Origin of the sequence: Shimia ponticola (assembly GCF_007995215.1) — a bacterium.
GTDB lineage: Bacteria > Pseudomonadota > Alphaproteobacteria > Rhodobacterales > Rhodobacteraceae > Shimia_B > Shimia_B ponticola.
This window is the reverse complement of record NZ_VCDK01000005.1, coordinates 134979-151993: the sequence shown is the minus strand read 5'-3', so window position 1 is coordinate 151993 and position 17015 is coordinate 134979. Positions and strand designations below refer to the sequence as shown.

At 60.7% G+C, this 17015-nt stretch carries 23 protein-coding genes; 14 read left to right on the top strand and 9 right to left on the bottom strand.

The annotated features are described in order from the left end of the window. Positions 1-97: 97 nt before the first annotated feature. From FE702_RS10940 to FE702_RS10905, 8 genes are all read left to right on the top strand, one after another. Complete coding sequence (locus tag FE702_RS10940) at positions 98-328, top strand: DUF6732 family protein (protein WP_147126340.1); 231 nt, start codon at positions 98-100, stop codon at positions 326-328. After that, positions 325-1581, top strand: coding sequence for a sirohydrochlorin chelatase (locus FE702_RS10935; protein WP_147126339.1), 1257 nt, complete (start codon positions 325-327; stop codon positions 1579-1581). Before FE702_RS10940 ends, FE702_RS10935 begins: the two co-directional genes overlap by 4 nt. A 66-nt stretch (positions 1582-1647) precedes the next feature. Next, on the top strand, positions 1648-2286 hold the full coding sequence (locus tag FE702_RS10930; protein ID WP_147126338.1) for a precorrin-8X methylmutase: 639 nt from the start codon (positions 1648-1650) through the stop codon (positions 2284-2286). 52 nt (positions 2287-2338) lie between these two features. Further along, complete coding sequence (gene cbiE / locus FE702_RS10925) at positions 2339-3544, top strand: precorrin-6y C5,15-methyltransferase (decarboxylating) subunit CbiE (RefSeq protein ID WP_147126337.1); 1206 nt, start codon at positions 2339-2341, stop codon at positions 3542-3544. A 2-nt stretch (positions 3545-3546) separates the two neighbouring features. Continuing rightward, the gene (gene cobI, locus FE702_RS10920; protein ID WP_147126336.1) at positions 3547-4287 is read left to right on the top strand and encodes a precorrin-2 C(20)-methyltransferase; all 741 of its coding nucleotides are present in this window, start codon (positions 3547-3549) and stop codon (positions 4285-4287) included. Continuing rightward, complete coding sequence (gene cobJ, locus FE702_RS10915; protein WP_147126335.1) at positions 4278-6131, top strand: precorrin-3B C(17)-methyltransferase; 1854 nt, start codon at positions 4278-4280, stop codon at positions 6129-6131. Before cobI ends, cobJ begins: the two co-directional genes overlap by 10 nt. Continuing rightward, on the top strand, positions 6128-6907 hold the full coding sequence (gene cobM, locus FE702_RS10910; protein ID WP_147126334.1) for a precorrin-4 C(11)-methyltransferase: 780 nt from the start codon (positions 6128-6130) through the stop codon (positions 6905-6907). The genes cobJ and cobM overlap by 4 nt, the downstream gene beginning before the upstream one ends. A gap of 82 nt (positions 6908-6989) precedes the next feature. Next, complete coding sequence (locus tag FE702_RS10905) at positions 6990-7334, top strand: hypothetical protein (RefSeq protein ID WP_147126333.1); 345 nt, start codon at positions 6990-6992, stop codon at positions 7332-7334. Positions 7335-7359: 25 nt separating this feature from the next. On the opposite strand, the gene FE702_RS10900 is transcribed toward FE702_RS10905, so the two are convergent. After that, positions 7360-8541, bottom strand: a complete 1182-nt coding sequence (locus FE702_RS10900) for a MalY/PatB family protein (protein WP_147126332.1) — start codon at positions 8539-8541, stop codon at positions 7360-7362. A gap of 113 nt (positions 8542-8654) precedes the next feature. On the opposite strand from FE702_RS10900, the gene def (FE702_RS10895) reads away from it, so the two are divergent. From def (FE702_RS10895) to fmt, 4 genes are read left to right on the top strand one after another with little or no spacing between them, the layout of a single operon-like run. Further along, the gene (def, locus tag FE702_RS10895; RefSeq protein ID WP_147126331.1) at positions 8655-9182 is read left to right on the top strand and encodes a peptide deformylase; all 528 of its coding nucleotides are present in this window, start codon (positions 8655-8657) and stop codon (positions 9180-9182) included. A 3-nt stretch (positions 9183-9185) separates the two neighbouring features. Beyond that, positions 9186-9647, top strand: a complete 462-nt coding sequence (gene def, locus FE702_RS10890) for a peptide deformylase (RefSeq protein WP_147126330.1) — start codon at positions 9186-9188, stop codon at positions 9645-9647. Beyond that, the gene (def, locus tag FE702_RS10885) at positions 9644-10138 is read left to right on the top strand and encodes a peptide deformylase (protein ID WP_147126329.1); all 495 of its coding nucleotides are present in this window, start codon (positions 9644-9646) and stop codon (positions 10136-10138) included. Before def (FE702_RS10890) ends, def (FE702_RS10885) begins: the two co-directional genes overlap by 4 nt. Before the next feature lies 1 nt (position 10139). After that, entirely contained in the window at positions 10140-11039 is a 900-nt protein-coding gene (fmt, locus tag FE702_RS10880) for a methionyl-tRNA formyltransferase (protein WP_147126328.1), read from the top strand. 98 nt (positions 11040-11137) lie between these two features. Here fmt and FE702_RS10875 read toward each other — a convergent pair whose 3' ends face one another. From FE702_RS10875 to ispH, 7 genes are all read right to left on the bottom strand, one after another. Then, the gene (locus tag FE702_RS10875; RefSeq protein ID WP_147126327.1) at positions 11138-11761 is read right to left on the bottom strand and encodes a trimeric intracellular cation channel family protein; all 624 of its coding nucleotides are present in this window, start codon (positions 11759-11761) and stop codon (positions 11138-11140) included. Beyond that, positions 11758-12162 carry an NUDIX domain-containing protein gene (locus tag FE702_RS10870; RefSeq protein WP_147126326.1) on the bottom strand — a complete coding sequence of 135 codons (405 nt, stop codon included), beginning with the start codon at positions 12160-12162 and terminating at the stop codon, positions 11758-11760. Before FE702_RS10870 ends, FE702_RS10875 begins: the two co-directional genes overlap by 4 nt. Further along, positions 12159-12623 (bottom strand): ribonuclease HI, encoded by a 465-nt coding sequence (gene rnhA / locus FE702_RS10865; RefSeq protein ID WP_147126325.1) that lies wholly within the window; start codon positions 12621-12623, stop codon positions 12159-12161. Before rnhA ends, FE702_RS10870 begins: the two co-directional genes overlap by 4 nt. Next, positions 12616-13209, bottom strand: coding sequence for a class I SAM-dependent methyltransferase (locus tag FE702_RS10860; protein ID WP_147126324.1), 594 nt, complete (start codon positions 13207-13209; stop codon positions 12616-12618). Before FE702_RS10860 ends, rnhA begins: the two co-directional genes overlap by 8 nt. Continuing rightward, positions 13206-13652: a DUF3429 domain-containing protein gene (locus FE702_RS10855; RefSeq protein ID WP_147126323.1), complete on the bottom strand. Its 447-nt coding sequence runs from the start codon at positions 13650-13652 to the stop codon at positions 13206-13208. Before FE702_RS10855 ends, FE702_RS10860 begins: the two co-directional genes overlap by 4 nt. Positions 13653-13689: 37 nt before the next feature. Beyond that, positions 13690-14304 carry a LysE family translocator gene (locus FE702_RS10850; RefSeq protein ID WP_147126322.1) on the bottom strand — a complete coding sequence of 205 codons (615 nt, stop codon included), beginning with the start codon at positions 14302-14304 and terminating at the stop codon, positions 13690-13692. Positions 14305-14444: 140 nt separating this feature from the next. Continuing rightward, entirely contained in the window at positions 14445-15395 is a 951-nt protein-coding gene (gene ispH / locus FE702_RS10845) for a 4-hydroxy-3-methylbut-2-enyl diphosphate reductase (RefSeq protein WP_147126321.1), read from the bottom strand. 21 nt (positions 15396-15416) lie between these two features. Between ispH and FE702_RS19020 the strand changes: the two genes are divergently transcribed. Together FE702_RS19020 and FE702_RS10835 are read left to right on the top strand one after the other, a co-directional pair. Beyond that, positions 15417-15815, top strand: a complete 399-nt coding sequence (locus FE702_RS19020) for a hypothetical protein (RefSeq protein ID WP_430303183.1) — start codon at positions 15417-15419, stop codon at positions 15813-15815. After that, complete coding sequence (locus FE702_RS10835; protein WP_147126319.1) at positions 15797-16300, top strand: MauE/DoxX family redox-associated membrane protein; 504 nt, start codon at positions 15797-15799, stop codon at positions 16298-16300. The genes FE702_RS19020 and FE702_RS10835 overlap by 19 nt, the downstream gene beginning before the upstream one ends. 65 nt (positions 16301-16365) lie before the next feature. On the opposite strand, the gene FE702_RS10830 is transcribed toward FE702_RS10835, so the two are convergent. Continuing rightward, positions 16366-16941, bottom strand: a complete 576-nt coding sequence (locus FE702_RS10830) for a LabA-like NYN domain-containing protein (RefSeq protein WP_147126318.1) — start codon at positions 16939-16941, stop codon at positions 16366-16368. Positions 16942-17015 lie beyond the last annotated feature (74 nt).

Here is a 17015-nt window from a genome sequence, read left to right as displayed (position 1 = left end):
TTCGGGGATGGTGCATGTCAGCGAGCGGACCGGCCAGAAACGGCGGGACAGGATCCTTTTGGCCTGAAACACGGATGCCACTCGGAAGGATAAGACCATGCGCCGTTTGCCTTTGTTCGTGATTGCTGCAGCTTTGCTGTCCACAGCACCTGTGTCAGTGCTCGCCCATGCTGGGCACTGGGCACCCGTTGCGGGCCATGACCACATCGGGCTGGGCATCGCCATTGGCATAGGCGTGATCGCAGGGCTGACGGTTCTGGGTAAAAAGCTGAAAGATCGCGAACAGGCCGCAGCTGATGCCACCGTCGAAGAGGAGCAGGACGCATGACCAAAACCGGTGTCATGATCTGCGGCCATGGCAGCCGCTCACAATCCGCCGTCGATGAATTTGCGACCTTGGCCGACAAGCTGCCTGCCTACATGCCTGACGGGTGGGAAATGGAATACGGCTATCTCGAATTCGCCAACCCGGTGATCCGTGACGGTCTGGACAAGCTGCGCGAAAAAGGATGTGAACGTATTCTGGCGGTGCCCGGCATGCTCTTTGCCGCGATGCATTCGAAAAACGACATCCCGACGGTGCTGAACACCTATGCCGCCAAGCACGGTCTGGCGGTCTCTTATGGGCGGGAACTGGGCGTTGATCCCAAAATGGTTGCCGCCGCTGGCGCGCGCATCCAAGAGGCGCTTGAGGCTGCAGGCGGTGACGTCTCTCGCCACGACACGTGCCTCGTCGTGATCGGGCGCGGCGCATCTGATCCGGATGCCAATGCCAACGTCGCAAAGATCGCCCGCCTCCTGCACGAAGGCATGGGGTTCGGCTGGTGCGAAGTCGGCTATAGCGGCGTGACCTTCCCGCTTGTCGAGCCTTGCCTGCAACACGCGGCGAAGCTCGGATACAAGCGCATCGTCGTGTTCCCGTATTTCCTGTTCTCGGGCATCCTGATCGACCGCATCTACGGCTTCACGGATCAAGTCGCTGCAGAACATCCGGACATCGAATTCGTTAAGGCGGGCTATCTGGGCGACCACCCGAAAGTGCTCGAGACCTTTGCCGAACGCGTGCTGGAACAAGACACCGAAGAAGGCATCCCGAATTGCGGGACCTGCGCCTATCGCACGCAAATCCTGTCGCTGGAAGACGGCGGTCATACCCATGTCAACCCCGAAGAACGCGCGGCCGCTGCCGCGCGCGACGGCCAAGGGCATCCGGCCTTTGCCAAGGTTCCACCTGCGACCTGTGTCATGTGCAAATACCGCACAGCTGTTCTGGGCTTTGAGGCCGAAGTGGGGGCGGTCCAGGAGAGCCATCACCACCACGTCGAGGGGCAGGGCGCTTCGGCTCCGGGATCGAACGTCGCCGACTGTACGTTTTGTGACACATTCTGCACCGGGGTCTGCCGCCTTGAGATGGCGCACGATAATCATCACCACCATCACCACGGTCACGACCACCATCATCATGATCACGGCCATGATCACGGTCACGATCACGGGCACCACCATCACGCGCCTTACCCGCAAGCCAAACACCCACACGGCCCGGAAAGCGCCCGCAAGAGCAAGCGCAGCGCCGCTTAAATCTTCTTGCTGAAAATACTTCCGCCGGAGGCAATCCGGCGGGTGCCGCCAGGACAGACATCACCCATGCGCCCCTACGAAAAAGACCCAGCCACCATCTACGCTGAAAGCTTTGCGACCGTGCGCCGCGAAGCGCGGCTGGAGCGGTTTCCCGATGGTCTTGATGCCATGGCCGTTCGTCTGATCCATGCTTGCGGGATGATCGAGATCGCCGACAGGCTTGCCTTTTCCGGAGGTGCATTCCTGGCAGGCCAAACGGCGCTGGCAGCGGGCGCTCCGATCTTGTGCGATTGCGAAATGGTCGCGGCAGGCATCATTCGCCGGAATCTTCCGGCAGAGAATGAAGTCGTCGTGACGCTGAATGATGCACGCGTTCCGGACCTTGCACGAGAGATCGGCAATACGCGCTCTGCGGCGGCGGTGCGGCTCTGGGATGATCATCTGGATGGAGCGGTCGTCGCGATTGGCAATGCGCCGACGGCTTTGTTTCATTTGTTGGAACGGATCGATCAGGGCGCGCCAAAGCCATCGGTCATCTTGGGGTTTCCGGTCGGGTTTGTCGGCGCGGCCGAGAGCAAGGCCGAACTGGCCGGCAATCCACGCGGCATCGACTTTGTCGCCCTGCGTGGGCGACGCGGTGGATCGGCCATGGCGTCGGCTGCCGTGAACGCGCTGGCAGCCGGATTGAAAGGCGGGTTGGCGTGATCAAGTCTCTTCAAAGAAATCCGCCAAAAGTCGTCGAAGACTTTCGCGCCCGATGACCGCTCCGTGGCTCCATATCGTCGGGATCGGCGAAGAAGGTCTGGATGGTCTTTTGCCGGCGACACGCGCTGTGGTGGAGGCGGCAGAGGTCATCATCGGTGGTGACCGACACCATAAGCTGAGCAGCCCGGTCACGGCCGAACGGGTGGCTTGGCCCTCTCCTTTCGACGCATTGATCGACCAATTGCGCGGCTATCGGGGGCGGCGGGTCGTGGTGCTCGCGACGGGTGACCCGCTCTGGTATTCCGTGGGGGCGCGCATCGGGCGGGCAATCGATCCAACTGAGATCACCTATCACCCGCAGCTGTCAGCCTTTCAACACGCCGCCGCCCGCATGGGGTGGTCGATGGCGGATGTCACGCAGCTGACGGTGCATGGTCGCCCGCCCGAGCAAGTGATCCCTCATATCCAACCGGAGCAGCGCCTGCTGATCCTGACGACCGGGGCGGAAACCCCGGCCATGATTGCGCAATTTCTGTGTGAACGCGGCTATGGTCCCTCACGCATGACTGTATTGGCGGCCATGGGCGGAGCGAATGAGGCGCGCTTTCACGGGGTGGCAGAGACGTGGAACCAAGAAGTGCCCGCCTTCAACACAATGGCAGTCGAATGCATCGCCGGTCCTGATGCACAGATATTTGCGACGGTGCCGGGGCTGCCGGACGACGCGTTCCAGGGCGATGGCACCATGACCAAGCAAGAGGTGCGCGCCATCACCCTGGCCAAACTCATGCCAATGCGCGAAGCGCTCTTGTGGGACCTTGGCTGTGGCTGCGGATCGGTGTCGATTGAATGGATGCGCGCGGCCCCCGAGGCCATGGCCATCGGTATTGAACCGCGCGAAGACCGCCGCGGCTATGCTGCGGCCAACGCGCTGGCGCTGGGAACTCCGCGGCTGCAATTGCGCGCCGGCACGGCGGAGGAGCATTTGGTCGACCTGCCGTCTCCGGATGCTGTCTTTGTCGGCGGCGGGTTGTCGATGGCAGTGCTGGAGCGCGCGTTCGCAGCGCTGAAACCACATGGACGACTTGTTGCGAACGCCGTGACGCTGGAAAGTGAAGCCATTCTTCTGCAGGCGGCCAAGGTGTTGGGGGGTGATCTCATGCGCCTGCAAGTCGCCCGTGCCGAACCCGTGGGGCAAATGACCGGGTGGCGAGCCGCGATGCCGGTCACTCAATTCAGCGTTCGTAAGGGAGGCTGAGGATGGGAGCCTCCGGCGGGAGTTTTTTGGGGAAAGATGAAGGACGGGGTCGGCTCTATGGGGTTGGTCTTGGTCCGGGTGATCCGGAGTTGATGACGCTGAAAGCGCATCGATTGATTTCGGAGGCTGCGGTTGTGGCCTATCCGACGCTGGCCGGTGCTGCGAGTTTCGCGCGCTCGATTGCAGCGGATGCGCTGAGCAACGGTGTTGATGAGATTGTCATGGATGTGCCCATGACAGTTGCGCGTGAACCGGCGCAGGCCGCCTATGATGCTGGGGCGGCCCGGATTGCTGCGGCGCTGGATCAGGGGCGTGATGTTGTCTGTCTTTGCGAGGGCGATCCGTTTTTCTACGGGTCTTTCATGTATATCTTCGCGCGCTTGGCTGGCGATTATGAGGTTGAGGTCGTGCCAGGTGTCACCAGTGTGACGACCTGTGCCGCGCGGGCGGGGATGCCCCTGGCGGCACGCAATGAGCGGGTGACGATCTTGCCAGGCCCCTTGCCTGCCGACGAGTTGCGCAGCCGGATCGAAGGCGCGGAAAGCGTCGCGATCATGAAAGTGGGACGTCATCTTGCGAAGATTCGCGATGTGATTGGCGATCTGGGCTATCTGGATCAGGCTGTTTACGTGGAGCGCGCAAGCCTTCCTGACGAGGTGGTCTGCCCGTTGTCTGAAGCGCCGGAAAAGGCGCCTTATTTCTCGATGATTCTACTGACGAAAGGGGCCGATCCATGGCTCTGACACCTGTTGTTTTGGCGCTTTCGGCGTCCGGTGAACCTGTTGCACACCGCATTGCGGCGGCTTTCGGCTATGCCGTGCATGGCCGTGAAGGACGTGTGGAACGGGCTGACGCTTACTTTGGCAACGCGCTCGACCACGCGCGGGATTTGTTTGCGGCCGGAGTTCCGGTAATCGGGGTTTGTGCCTCGGGCATTCTGATCCGGGGAGTGGCTCCGATGCTGTCGGACAAAACAGCGGAGCCGCCAGTTGTATCGGTCTCGGATGATGGCTCTGTCGTCGTTCCCTTGCTTGGGGGGCATCGTGGAGCAAATCGGCTCGCGCGTGAGATCGCGCAGGTACTAGAGGCGCAGGCGGCTGTGACGACGGCTGGCGATGTTGCGCTGGGCGTCTCCTTAGATGAGCCACCTGCCGGTTGGCGCATGGGCGATGGCAACGCAAAGGCGGTTATGGCGGGCTTGCTGGCGGGGCAGGCGTTCCGGCTTTCGGGCGCACCTGACTGGCTGTCTCCGTTGGAAGAGGTTGAGACTATCACGGTTGAGCCTGCCGCTGCTGTGCGCGGCATGGGCCTGCCACCAGCGCGGTTGGTGGCCGAAGATAATCCGGGTCTGGGCCTGACATGGCACCCTCAGCGGTTTGTTTTGGGGCTGGGATGCGCGCGCGGCGCTGATCCTGCTGACATGTGGGCGCTGGTGACCGAGACGCTGGATACCTACGGGATTGCGTCCGAGGCGATTGCGGCGGTGGCGTCCATTGATCTTAAGGGTGATGAGCCTGCGATGATCGAAACAGCGGCGCGTTTGGGTGTACCCCTGCGTTTGTTCACAGCCGAAGAACTGGAGGCCGAGACGCCGCGCTTGGCCAATCCGTCCGATGTCGTCTTTGCCGAGGTGGGATGCCACGGTGTTTCGGAAGGGGCTGCGTTGGCCTGTGCTGGTCCAGAAGCGAGCCTTGTTGTTGAAAAGGAAAAGACCGCGACCTGTACCGTCGCGCTCACACGGGCACCGGGAGTGATCATATCGCTGCCCGGTCGGTCGCGGGGGCGGCTGTCGATTGTGGGCATTGGCCCAGGGCAGGCCACTTGGCGCACGCCGGAGGTATCCCAGCTTGTGGCCGAGGCAGAAGAGCTTGTTGGCTACGGGCTTTATATCGACCTGCTTGGGCCGCTGGCGGCAGGCAAAGAGCGGTCGGATTTCCCGCTGGGTGGCGAAGAGGATCGCTGCCGCTATGCGCTGGAACAGGCGGGTAAGGGCAAGAACGTTGCGCTGGTCTGCTCGGGCGACGCGGGCATTTATGCCATGGGCGCGCTGGTCTTTGAATTGATGGATCGTGGACCCGATGAGATGGGCGTCACGGATGCCGCGCGGCGGGTGGATGTTGTGTGTTCTCCGGGGGTATCGGCACTGCAAGGGGCGGCGGCGCGCGCTGGTGCGCCGCTGGGTCACGACTTCTGCGCCATTTCGCTGTCTGACTTGCTGACCCCGCGCGAAGATATCGTGAAGCGACTGCATGCGGCGGCAGAAGGCGATTTCGTGATCGCCTTCTACAACCCGGTCTCGATGCGGCGAAGGACGTTGTTGGCCGAGGCAAGGGACATCCTGTTGAAACACCGCCCTGCGGATACGCCTGTCATGTTGGCCTCATCCTTGGGAAGGCCAGAAGAGCATGTGCGCTATCGGCGGCTGGATGCGCTGGAGGTGGACGAGGTCGACATGCTGACTGTGGTGCTGGTCGGGTCGTCTCATTCCCGGCTGGCGCAGTTGGGCGAGGGGCCGCGCATGTACACACCGCGCGGCTATGCGCGGAAAATCGACGGGGATCTCAGCCAGAAGGAAGGCGCGGCATGAAGGTTTATTTTATCGGTGCCGGGCCGGGTGATCCGGAGCTTCTGACGCTGAAAGCTGCGCGCATCATCGGGGAATGCCCTGTTTGCCTCTATGCCGGATCGCTGGTGCCCGAGGCGGTGGTCGCGGGCGCTCCGGATGGGGCGCTGGTGCGGGACACGGCGCCCATGACGCTGGAAGAAACCCACGCTGAGGTTCTGGCGGCGCGTGATCGGGGTGAAGATGTTGCGCGCGTGCATTCAGGTGATCCGTCGCTCTATGGCGCGATTGCCGAGCAGATACGCCTGTTGAAGCGCGATGGGATTCAATTTGAAATCATCCCCGGCGTTCCAGCCTATACGGCAGCGGCAGCGGCGCTAAAGCAGGAATTGACAATCCCCGAGATCGCGCAGTCCATCGTGCTGACGCGCATGTCGATGAAATCGACGTCGATGCCTGCGGGTGAAACGCTTGAGAATTTTGCGATCAGCGGTACGACGCTGGCGATCCATCTGGCCATTCGAAACCTGCGCGAGATCGAGCGGCAATTGATCCCGGCCTATGGCGCGGATTGCCCGGTTGCCGTTGTGTATCGGGCGTCATGGCCGGATCAGCAGGTGATCACTGGCACTTTGACGACGATCCGAGAAAAGGTCCGTGCGGCCAAGATCACGCGGACAGCGCTGATTCTCGTCGGGCCGGCACTGGGCGAGCACGCTGATTTCAAAGACAGCGCGCTCTATGACCCGAGCGAACAGCACGTCTTGCGTGTCAAAAAAGCATCACCCGCCGCGTCTTGAACGGCGGACGCCCAAACAACTTTCATCTTTGCCTGACATTTAAGCGCTCGAACTTAGTTTTGAGGCAGGGATGGAGTGAACGATGACGTATCTTCCGAATGACGTGCGCGCCGGTTTGGATGCCGCCCGCGCAAAACAGGCAAAACGCAAGTCGCGCTTGCGGGTAGAGACTGGTGCTTCTTACTTTTCGGTGCTCCGGATCTGGGATGACGGCTTTGCCGTTGATCTGGAAGATGCGCCCAAGCTGCGGGGGCTGGTCGATATCTATGATGGTCCACGGCACCTGTATCAGGCGCTGATCGTGGCCTCGTCGGATATGGCAGGAGAGCGCCGGTTCGAATTCAAGCGGAACACGGCGGCATCTGACGCCGCGCCGCTGGATTTTGAACGCGAAACCCCTGTGCCGATTGCACTGCTGGGTAAATAAGGCCCCTTGGACCTTGATGGACCTGTTATTGCAGGTCTTTGAAGGCCTCAGTCAGCCTTGCGATCGCCTCTTCGATGTTGGCGCGTTGGGTCGCGATGTTAAACCTCAGAAAGCTCTCGCCGCCCTTGCCAAATGTGGGGCCATGATTGGCGGCGATGCGGGCATCCTGCTCGACCCGGCGCGTGAATTCTTCTCGGGGCATCCCTGTATCGTCGAAATCGACCCAGCTTAGGTAGGTGGCTTCCAGGGGCATGGATTTCAGGCCAGGGATCGCGGCGATTCCGGCATCAAAAAGCTTTCGATTGCCATCGAGATAGTCACACAAACCATCCACCCATTCCGCGCCTGCGGAGCTATAGGCGGCTGTCGCCATGAAAAGCCCAAACGAATTGGGGCTGATGCCAAGCGCCATCATGCGCGCCGAGAATTTCGCACGCAGCGCATCATCGGCGATGATGACGTTGCCAGAATGGGACCCGGCGATGTTGAAGGTCTTGGTGCTGGCGGTCATCATGACCAGCCGATCCTCGATCCCGTCGATATGGGTCATGGGCGTGTGTTTCGCGCCAAAGGTCAGGTCATGGTGGATTTCATCGCTGACGAGGATCAGGTCATGACGGCGCGCGAAGGCGGCAACACCCTCCAGTTCTTCCTTCGTCCAGACGCGGCCGCCCGGATTGTGCGGCGAACAGAGGATGACCATCGTCTCCCTTCCCGTCATCGCCGCATCATAGGCGTCGAAATCCATTTCATACCGACCGTCGGTGTTCGTCATTTCCATTTCGACGACCTCTCGCCCGGCGGCGCGAATGACCCTCGCAAAGGCGTGATAAACGGGAGTGAACAGGACAATCCCGTCCCCCGGCTGGGTAAAGGCGTCCACGCACATCGCTGTGCCATTCACGAGACCATGCGTGGTAAAGATATGGTCGGCATTCACGGTCCAGCCATGTCGCTCCTGCATCCACCATTGGATCGCGGCGCGGTATTTGCTGTCGTCGCCGAAATAGCCATAGACCCCGTGATCGACCATGGCCTGAACCGCGTCCTGCACGACTTGTGGCGGCTTGAAATCCATGTCCGCAACCCACATCGCGAGACCTTCGTCACGCGGTACGCCGAACAGGGGTTCCATACCGTCCCACTTGCTGCAATGCGTGCCGCGGCGTTCGATGATTTCGTCAAAGCAGGAAGTGTCAAAGGCCATGTGGGTCTCCGGTGGTTGGTTGGCAGAAACGTAGCGGTGTGCGAACCGGGCGCAAGCGCGCAATTGTGTCGTGACAATTGCAGCGCGCGGCGGCTTGGCCTATGTCAACGCGCATGACACTCCGCCCGATCATCCTGCATCCCGACCCACGCCTGAAAAAGGTTGCGACCCCCGTTGGCGAGGTCGACGACACCGTGCGCAAATTGGCCGAGGACATGCTCGACACCATGTATGACGCGCCGGGCATTGGGCTTGCCGCGCCGCAGGTGAACGTGTTGCAACGGATTGTCGTGGTGGACTGCGAAAAGGGCGAAGACGCTGAGCCGAACCCGATCGTGATGATCAATCCGGAAATCCTGCAGTCGTCCGAGTCCACAAGCGTTTACGAAGAAGGATGTCTGTCGATCCCCGACCTTTTTGCGGACGTGACCCGCCCTGCCGAAGTAGATGTCCGCTGGACTGACCTTGAAGGTGCTGTCCGCGAGGCACATTTCGATGGGCTTTGGGCGACCTGCGTGCAGCACGAAATTGACCACCTCGATGGCAAATTGTTCATCGACTACCTCAAGCCGCTGAAGCGTCAGATGATGACGCGCAAGATGCAGAAGCTGAAGCGCGAACTGGCGCGCAAATCGGCCTGATCGGTGGCGCTGCGCGAGATCGTCCTGCATCCGGACCCGCGTCTGGCCGAGCGCTGCGCGCCGGTGACTGAGTTCGGGCCTGACTTGGCCACATTGGTCGAGGACATGTTCGAGACCATGTATGACGCGCCTGGACGCGGGCTGGCGGCGCCGCAGGTCGGTGTGCTGTCGCGCGTTTTTGTCATGGACGCCACCTGGAAGGATGGACCCGGCGAGCCGATTGCTCTGATCAATCCACGGATCACTTGGGCCTCACAGGATATGGCCGTGTTGGAGGAAGGGTGTCTGTCCATCCCGGATACGCCCCGCCATGTCGCCCGTCCGGACAAGGTGCGCGTTGTGTGGCAGGACCTGTCCGGCGATTGGCACGAAGCTGGCTTCGATGGGTTTGCCGCCGCTGTTGTTCAGCACGAGTCGGATCATCTTGATGGACGTCTGATCCTTGATCACCCGGAGGCCGCATGACCGTTCGCCCGTTTATCCCTTGGCCCAACGCTGTCTTGCGCAGTGTTGCCGATCCCGTCGAGAGTATCACCGATGAGATTAGGACGATCTGGGCCGACATGGTCGATACGATGGAAGCCATGCCCGGCGTTGGTCTGGCTGCGCCGCAGATCGGGGTCAATCTGCGGCTTGCTGTCGTCGACGCGTCACGTGACCGTGGGCAAGCGATCCTGATGGCCAACCCCGAGATCCTCCATGCCTCGACCGAGGAAGTGATGGGGGAAGAGGCGTCACCGAACCTGCCCGGTGTCGGGGCCAAGGTGAAACGCCCGCGCGCGGTTACGGTCAAGTTTCTGAACAGTGACGGCGTGATCGAACGGCGCGATCTCGTGCAGACATGGGCGCGGTCCTGTCAGCACCAGATCGACCACCTAAATGGCAAGATGTATTTTGATAATCTGAGCCGCGTGAAGCGTGACATGCTGATCCGCAAAGCGCGCAAAGGGGGCTGACATGCGCATTGTGTTCATGGGCTCGCCCGAGTTTTCGGTTCCCGTCTTGGACGCTTTGGTGGCTGCAGGGCACGAGATCGCTTGCGTCTATTGCCAGCCGCCGCGCCCGGCGGGCCGGGGCAAAAAGGATCGCCCGACACCGGTTCACGCCAAGGCGGACGCGATGGGGTTGCCTGTCCGTCACCCGGTATCGTTGCGCAATGCAGAGGCGCAGCAAGAGTTTGCAGCCCTCAAGGCTGATGTCGCGGTCGTCGTTGCCTATGGCCTGATCCTGCCGCAACCCATTCTCGATGCGCCGCGCCATGGCTGCCTGAATATCCACGCGTCGCTTCTGCCAAGGTGGCGCGGCGCAGCCCCGATCCACCGGGCCGTGATGGCAGGAGATGCGCAGACCGGGGTCTGCATCATGCAAATGGAGGCGGGGCTGGATACAGGGCCGGTTCTGCTCCGTCGCGAAACCCAGATCGCCGCCACAGAGACGACCGCTGACGTCCATGACCGCCTGTCCGTGATGGGGGCCAGTGCGGTGGTTGAAACGCTGTCGCGTCTCGACGAACTGGCACCTGAACCGCAGCCAGACGAGGGCGTGACCTATGCCGAGAAAATCAGCAAGGACGAAGCGCGGATCGACTGGACCCGCCCGGCGATCGAGGTCGACAGATTGATCCGGGGGCTGTCGCCCTTTCCGGGCGCGTGGTGCGAGGCAGATGGGGAGCGGCTGAAGCCGCTTCGTTCGGAACTGGCAGGCGGGTCAGGTGCGCCAGGCGCGGTTCTGGAACCGTTGGTCGTGGCCTGCGGTGATGGTGCCGTGCGGGTACAGGTGCTGCAGCGCGCAGGCAAGAAGGCGATGGATGTGGACGACGCGCTCAAGGGTTGGACGTTGCCAGATCGCCTGAGTTGAGGCGCGCGGGCGGTTCCCGCCCACCCACCCCTTTTGGGGGCTTTGCCCCCGTCCTTCGGACTCCCCCAAGAGTTTTTGTGGAAAGATGAAGCTTGGGGTCAGCTGCGCGGAGGGCGTGGCTTGTAGACAGGAATGTGCCAGCCAAAGGCGATTGAGCCTGCGCGCAAGGTGAAGGTCAGCGCTGTGCAGGCCACCAGAGGCACCCACGTCACCGTGGTGATGTGGAGCGCCATGGTGGCGGCCGCCGCACCTGCGAGGGCAGCAGTGACGTAGAGTTCGCCCTGCTTCAGGACCAGTGGCACCTCGTTACAGACCACATCGCGCAAAAGCCCACCCATGCAGCCGGTGATAACGCCCATCAGGATCGTGATTGTTGGGGTCTGACCCAGTGCCTGCGCTGTCGCAACGCCCGCAGAGACAGCGATGGCCAGCGCCAGTGCATCCAGCCAGATCACGACCTTGAGGCGGCTTTCAAACAAATGCGCGGTGAAAAAGGTGATCAGCGCGGCGATGCCCGCTACGGCGATGTTCGTGGGTTCAGCGATCCAGAAAACCGGATTGCGATCAAGCAAGAGGTCGCGCACCGTGCCGCCGCCGACAGCCGTTAGGGCGGCAACGAACACAAAACCGATCAGGTCAAGCTGTGCGCGCGAGGCCACAAGCGCGCCCGTAATCGCAAAGACCAGTACAGAGGCATAATCGAGAAGTGGGAGCCACGTCATGGGGTCAAGATCTCTGCTGTGATCCAATTCAGGGCGGCGCTGTAAGGAGCAGAGAGGTCGGCGTTATGGTCTAATGGCTGCCAAAAACACTCGAATAGGTGGCCGCCATCATCCGGGCAATGGTGGCGCCAGCGGTCGCGGACAGGCGGTTTGATACGACAGAGGGCAAAATGCCACCGCTCGCCTTTTACAATCGCGTCCGACTGTCCCAATGGAATGGCCGAGACGGTTTCGAGACCCGTCTCTTCGAAGAGTTCGCGTGCAGCGGCCCGCGTTGGGTGCTCATCCTGCTTGACCGTGCCCTTTGGCAGTTGAAGACCCGCCTGCGGATGCCGAAAGGCAGCGATGCGCAGGGGCGCGCCATCCGGGTGAAGCGCAACCGGGCAGGCCTTGTGGATCATGCCTTGGCATCCGGTTTGAAAGGCGCCATGCCCGCGCGGGCTAATTCATCGGCGCGTTCGTTCTCGGGGTGGCCGGCATGGCCTTTGACCCATTCCCACGTAATCTGATGACGTTTGGTGGCGTCGTCCAGACGTTGCCAGAGTTCGACGTTTTTCACGGGTTTCTTGGCGGCGGTCTTCCAACCGTTCTTTTTCCAGCCGAACATCCATTTGGTGATGCCATCCTTGACGTAGGAGCTGTCTGTCACGACCGTCAATGTCGAGGGTTTGGCCAGCGTTTCCAGCGCGGTGATGGCGGCCATCAGTTCCATGCGGTTGTTTGTTGTTTCCGGCTCACCGCCGCTGAGTTCCCGTTCCTTGACGACGGTGTCGCCTTCGCGGGCTATGAGCAGCGCGCCCCAGCCACCCGGGCCTGGATTGCCGCTGCAGGCTCCGTCTGTGTAGGCAAAAAGCTCAGGCATCTTTGACAGACCGAATGATGGCATAAGGATCGATGGTACCTGCCAGTCCCATTTCAGCGTCCTGTTTTTGCCAAACCGGGGTAAGGCCATTTTCGGTGAGCATGTCGAGAAGTTCGTCCAGCGAAAAGTAGCAATAGCGGCGGCCCAGCCCGTCGCGGTGCTCGCCTTCACCCAGTTTCATGCCGAGGTGGAAAACGCCACCGGGCCTGAGTGATTTGGCGATGGTGGCAATGTGCCGGGGGACGTCTGCGCGCGGGGCGTGGAGCAGCGAGAAGCTGGCATAGATGCCGTCATAGCTGCCTGTGCCGGGCAGGTCGTCAAATCCAAGCTTGCGCGCTCTTACGCCCGGCAAGGTTGCGGCGTGAGCGATCATGGCGTCTGAAAGATCCCATGCTTCGGCTTTCAACCCATGCTCGGCCATGGTTTGAGCCGAAAATCCGGGACCACATCCGAGGTCCACGACCGTGCCGCCGGGGTGCACGGCGGCGATGAAATCGAGCAAGTTCTGCGGCGGTGCCTTGTGCGCGATGGCGACGTAGTCATCAATCTTGGCGTTATAGACATTCAGGGTTTCTTCGTCGCTCATAGCTGAGTCCCCAAACCAAGGCTGATCACGACCAAGGCCGTCAAGAGGATCCGCAGCGACATCCACCATGGTGGTGTCAGCCCCCAACGCGAGAATTGCCAGTCAAGTGCCAGCAGCCCGATAAAACCTGCGATCAGGCTGAGCGCCGTTGCCGTCGCGCCGGCTCCGGTTGCGAAAAAGGCCCAGAGCGCGGGAAGGACACTCAGCGTGTAGCACAGGGCCTGACGTCCGCCGGCGCGGGTGCCAAATCCCCAAAGAACCCCGGACATGAAGGCCAGAATGACGATCCCGTATTGCAGCTGCACAAAGGGGCCAATCAGACGTGGCCCAAGAAATGGCAGGGCCATCTGGCCAAGGCCGGGTGCAATCGATGTCAGCGCCCCCCACAAAAACGGGAGGACGCCAGCAAGGCCAAGTAACAGGGCAGAACGCGGTATATCCATGCCCCTGTCTTAGCTGATTTTTCCCGGTGGGAAAGGCCTAGGACCGTTCCAGCGCAAGACGTCCGGCCAAGGCCACAAAGAGCGCCGCGAAGGTGCGGTTCAGCCATGCGAGAATACGCTCACTGCCGAGTATGTATGTCCGGACGCGGGCTGCGAAGATACCGTAAAGGACAAACACACCAAAGGTCATGGCCATGAAGATCGCTCCCATGACGGCCATCTCTAGTGTCGCCGTGGCGGGATTGCCGCTTAGAAACGGTGGCAATAGCGCGAGGAAGAAAATCGACAGCTTTGGATTCAGCACGTTGATCAGGGCCCCGCGCCGCGCCGTGATCCAAGGGCGTTCCGGTTTCGGGTCGGCCTCGACCGACAATGCCCCACCTGCGCGAACAGCTTGCCATGCAAGATAAAGCAAATACGCCACCCCCGCGAATTTCACGGCCTGAAAGAGGACGGCGGAGGTGTGCAGGACTGCCGCCAAGCCGAGTGCCGCCGCGAGAAAGTGGGGCACGATGCCGAAGGTACAGCCAAGTGCGGCCCAGCATGATGCACGCCAACCCCGTCCAAGGCCGATAGCCAAGGTGTAGAGAACGCCTGTGCCGGGTGCGATGACGACGACAAAAGCGGTGATAAGGAATTGGAGTGAAATCATTGGGTCGTCCTTTCGTGCGCACATTGGCGCAGAAAGGGGGCGGAAAGTCTAACCATTCCGCGAATGGGACGCGTCGGAGTGAGGGGCCAGCCCCTCACACTCCTCGGAGTATTTCAGAAACATAGAAGGATCGGGTCGAGTTAAGCCGGTTCACGGAGCACGCGGGGGACCTTGAACTCGACATTTTCCTGCGCGGTTTCGACGACTTCGACAGTCGTGTCATAGCGAGCCCCGAAGGCGTCGATGACTTCCTGGATCAGGACATCGGGAGCCGATGCGCCTGCGGTGATGCCGATGGATTTGATGCCTTCTAAGGCGCGCCAGTCGATGTCGGTCGCGCGTTGCACCAGTTGGGCGTAATCACAGCCCGCGCGTTTGGCGACCTCGACCAGACGTTTCGAATTGGAAGAGTTCGGCGCGCCAACAACGAGAAGGGCGTCAGATTTGGGCGCGGCGGCTTTAACGGCCTCTTGGCGGTTGGTGGTCGCGTAGCAAATGTCTTCTTTATGTGGACCTTGGATGGCCGGGAAGCGGGCCTGCAGGGCGGCGACGATATCGGCGGTGTCGTCCACGGACAGGGTGGTTTGTGTGACAAAGGCCAGCTTGTCCGGATCGCGGACCTCGACCTTAGCGACATCATCGACCGTTTCGACCAGAAGCACCTCGCCTTCTGGCAATTGTCCCATGGTGCCCACGGTTTCTGGGTGGCCTTCGTGTCCGATCATGATCATCTGCAAGCCTTTTGCATGATGACGCTCGGCTTCGATATGGACCTTGCTGACCAGTGGGCAGGTGGCATCGACAAAGAGCATATCGCGGGCGGCCGCGGCCGCTGGCACGGATTTGGGCACGCCGTGCGCCGAGAAGATCACAGGACGGTCGTCGGGGCATTCGTCCAGTTCATCGACGAAGACCGCGCCTTTGTCGCGCAGCGTGTCGACCACGTATTTATTGTGAACGATCTCGTGGCGGACATAGACCGGCGCGCCCCACTTTTCGAGCGCCATGTCCACGATCTTGATCGCACGGTCCACACCGGCACAGAACCCGCGCGGTGCAGCAAGGTAAATCGTCAGGGGCGGCTTGGTCATGGAAAACACCTTTGTTTGTCAATGCAGGTTGACACAAATCACGGGGTAGAGGAAAGCCCCGACACATCTGCTGATTTAACGGCGGTTTTGCAGGATTTCGACCAGTTCCTGAAATTTTGCGCGCTGGTCATCCGGGTTTCCCGAAGTGATGGCGGATTCGACGCAGTGCGCGGCGTGATCATCAAGGATGAGCTTTTCGACGCCCTTGATGGCCGCCTGTATGGCCGATGTCTGACGAAGGACATCCACGCAGTATCGGTCATCCTCGATCATCCGAGCAATGCCCCTGACCTGGCCTTCGATTTTTTTCAGCCGAGCGAGGGCGGCGTCCTTGTTGGTGTGCATCTTGTCGAGCCCGCAGATATACCCTATGGGGGTATAGGTATATCAGAGGAAACAGCATGGCAACCTATCACGTAAGACAGGACGGACGCGGCAGCCGGATCGCGGATTACTGGCCATTGATAGCGCTTGTGGGGGTGTCGGCGGCGGCGGGTGGCGCATTGGCTGCACAAGGTATGGCATGGATGCCCGCCTTTATGGGCGTGTTCCTATGCGTCTTTGCGCTTTTGAAGATTTTCGACCTTCAAGGCTTTCGGCGCGGGTTCAAAATGTATGATCTGTTGGCGCGGCGCGTCCCGAACTATGCGCTGGTTTACCCGTTCATCGAACTTGGGTTGGGTTTAGCCTATCTGTCAGGCTTGGCGCCGCAGGTTACGCAGTGGGTGACGATTGCGGTCTTTGGTTTTGGCACATTGGGTGTGCTGTCCGCGTTGCGTCGGGGACTTGATATCGATTGCCCATGCATGGGCTCGATCCTGTCGGTGCCGTTGTCGACGGTCACGCTGACCGAAGATCTTTCAATGGTTGCCATGGCCGCTTTCATGATCATTCAAGCGGCCTAGCAATCGTAACATCGTGGCCCGATGGCACATGCCATGCGGTCTCGGGCCGGAACTGCGAGCAGGATTTATTCCTGTTCTGCCATTTGCGGCATGCGGGCGTCTTCGCGTGGCTCACGCGGGGGGCGGCCGATGACGTCCTTAAGCTCTTCCAACTCGATAAAGTTGTCGGCCTGACGACGCAGTTCGTCTGCAATCATCGGAGGCTGGGATCGAATGGTCGATACAACCGAGACGCGAACGCCGCGACGCTGCAATGCTTCAAGAAGCGGACGGAAATCGCCGTCGCCCGAGAAAAGCACAACGTGGTCGACATGCGGTGCAAGTTCCATGGCATCGACGGTCAATTCGATATCCATGTTGCCCTTCACCTTACGCCGTCCCTGGCTGTCGGTGTATTCTTTGGCCGGTTTGGTCACCATGGTGAAGCCGTTGTAGTTGAGCCAGTCAACAAGCGGCCTGATCGGAGAATACTCGTCATTCTCCAAAAGTGCGGTGTAGTAGAATGCGCGCAGCAGCTTGCCGCGACGCATGAATTCTTGGCGCAGTAGTTTATAGTCGATGTCGAACCCAAGCGCTTTGGCTGCCGCGTATAAATTCGATCCATCGATGAACAGCGCCAGCCGTTCGTCCCGATAAAACATTGAAATTCCTTCCAAGATAAGCTTTGCAGAAATGGTTCGCGTGAGTGGATTGAGTGGCCCGCAAAGCTAACCGA

Excerpts from the sequence above, each read along its gene's own strand:
- FE702_RS19020 (WP_430303183.1), top strand. The coding sequence starts at position 15,417 with ATGCAGGTTGACACAAATCACGGGGTAGAGGAAAGCCCCGACACATCT.
- FE702_RS10830 (WP_147126318.1), bottom strand. The coding sequence starts at position 16,941 with ATGTTTTATCGGGACGAACGGCTGGCGCTGTTCATCGATGGATCGAAT.
- fmt (WP_147126328.1), top strand. The coding sequence starts at position 10,140 with ATGCGCATTGTGTTCATGGGCTCGCCCGAGTTTTCGGTTCCCGTCTTG.
- cobI (WP_147126336.1), top strand. The coding sequence starts at position 3,547 with ATGGGAGCCTCCGGCGGGAGTTTTTTGGGGAAAGATGAAGGACGGGGT.
- FE702_RS10860 (WP_147126324.1), bottom strand. The coding sequence starts at position 13,209 with ATGAGCGACGAAGAAACCCTGAATGTCTATAACGCCAAGATTGATGAC.
- FE702_RS10935 (WP_147126339.1), top strand. The coding sequence starts at position 325 with ATGACCAAAACCGGTGTCATGATCTGCGGCCATGGCAGCCGCTCACAA.
- def (WP_147126331.1), top strand. The coding sequence starts at position 8,655 with ATGACACTCCGCCCGATCATCCTGCATCCCGACCCACGCCTGAAAAAG.
- def (WP_147126329.1), top strand. The coding sequence starts at position 9,644 with ATGACCGTTCGCCCGTTTATCCCTTGGCCCAACGCTGTCTTGCGCAGT.
- cobJ (WP_147126335.1), top strand. The coding sequence starts at position 4,278 with ATGGCTCTGACACCTGTTGTTTTGGCGCTTTCGGCGTCCGGTGAACCT.
- cobM (WP_147126334.1), top strand. The coding sequence starts at position 6,128 with ATGAAGGTTTATTTTATCGGTGCCGGGCCGGGTGATCCGGAGCTTCTG.
- ispH (WP_147126321.1), bottom strand. The coding sequence starts at position 15,395 with ATGACCAAGCCGCCCCTGACGATTTACCTTGCTGCACCGCGCGGGTTC.
- FE702_RS10855 (WP_147126323.1), bottom strand. The coding sequence starts at position 13,652 with ATGGATATACCGCGTTCTGCCCTGTTACTTGGCCTTGCTGGCGTCCTC.
- FE702_RS10940 (WP_147126340.1), top strand. The coding sequence starts at position 98 with ATGCGCCGTTTGCCTTTGTTCGTGATTGCTGCAGCTTTGCTGTCCACA.
- cbiE (WP_147126337.1), top strand. The coding sequence starts at position 2,339 with ATGACCGCTCCGTGGCTCCATATCGTCGGGATCGGCGAAGAAGGTCTG.
- rnhA (WP_147126325.1), bottom strand. The coding sequence starts at position 12,623 with ATGCCTGAGCTTTTTGCCTACACAGACGGAGCCTGCAGCGGCAATCCA.
- FE702_RS10875 (WP_147126327.1), bottom strand. The coding sequence starts at position 11,761 with ATGACGTGGCTCCCACTTCTCGATTATGCCTCTGTACTGGTCTTTGCG.
- FE702_RS10835 (WP_147126319.1), top strand. The coding sequence starts at position 15,797 with ATGGCAACCTATCACGTAAGACAGGACGGACGCGGCAGCCGGATCGCG.
- FE702_RS10870 (WP_147126326.1), bottom strand. The coding sequence starts at position 12,162 with ATGATCCACAAGGCCTGCCCGGTTGCGCTTCACCCGGATGGCGCGCCC.
- FE702_RS10905 (WP_147126333.1), top strand. The coding sequence starts at position 6,990 with ATGACGTATCTTCCGAATGACGTGCGCGCCGGTTTGGATGCCGCCCGC.
- FE702_RS10930 (WP_147126338.1), top strand. The coding sequence starts at position 1,648 with ATGCGCCCCTACGAAAAAGACCCAGCCACCATCTACGCTGAAAGCTTT.
- FE702_RS10850 (WP_147126322.1), bottom strand. The coding sequence starts at position 14,304 with ATGATTTCACTCCAATTCCTTATCACCGCTTTTGTCGTCGTCATCGCA.
- FE702_RS10900 (WP_147126332.1), bottom strand. The coding sequence starts at position 8,541 with ATGGCCTTTGACACTTCCTGCTTTGACGAAATCATCGAACGCCGCGGC.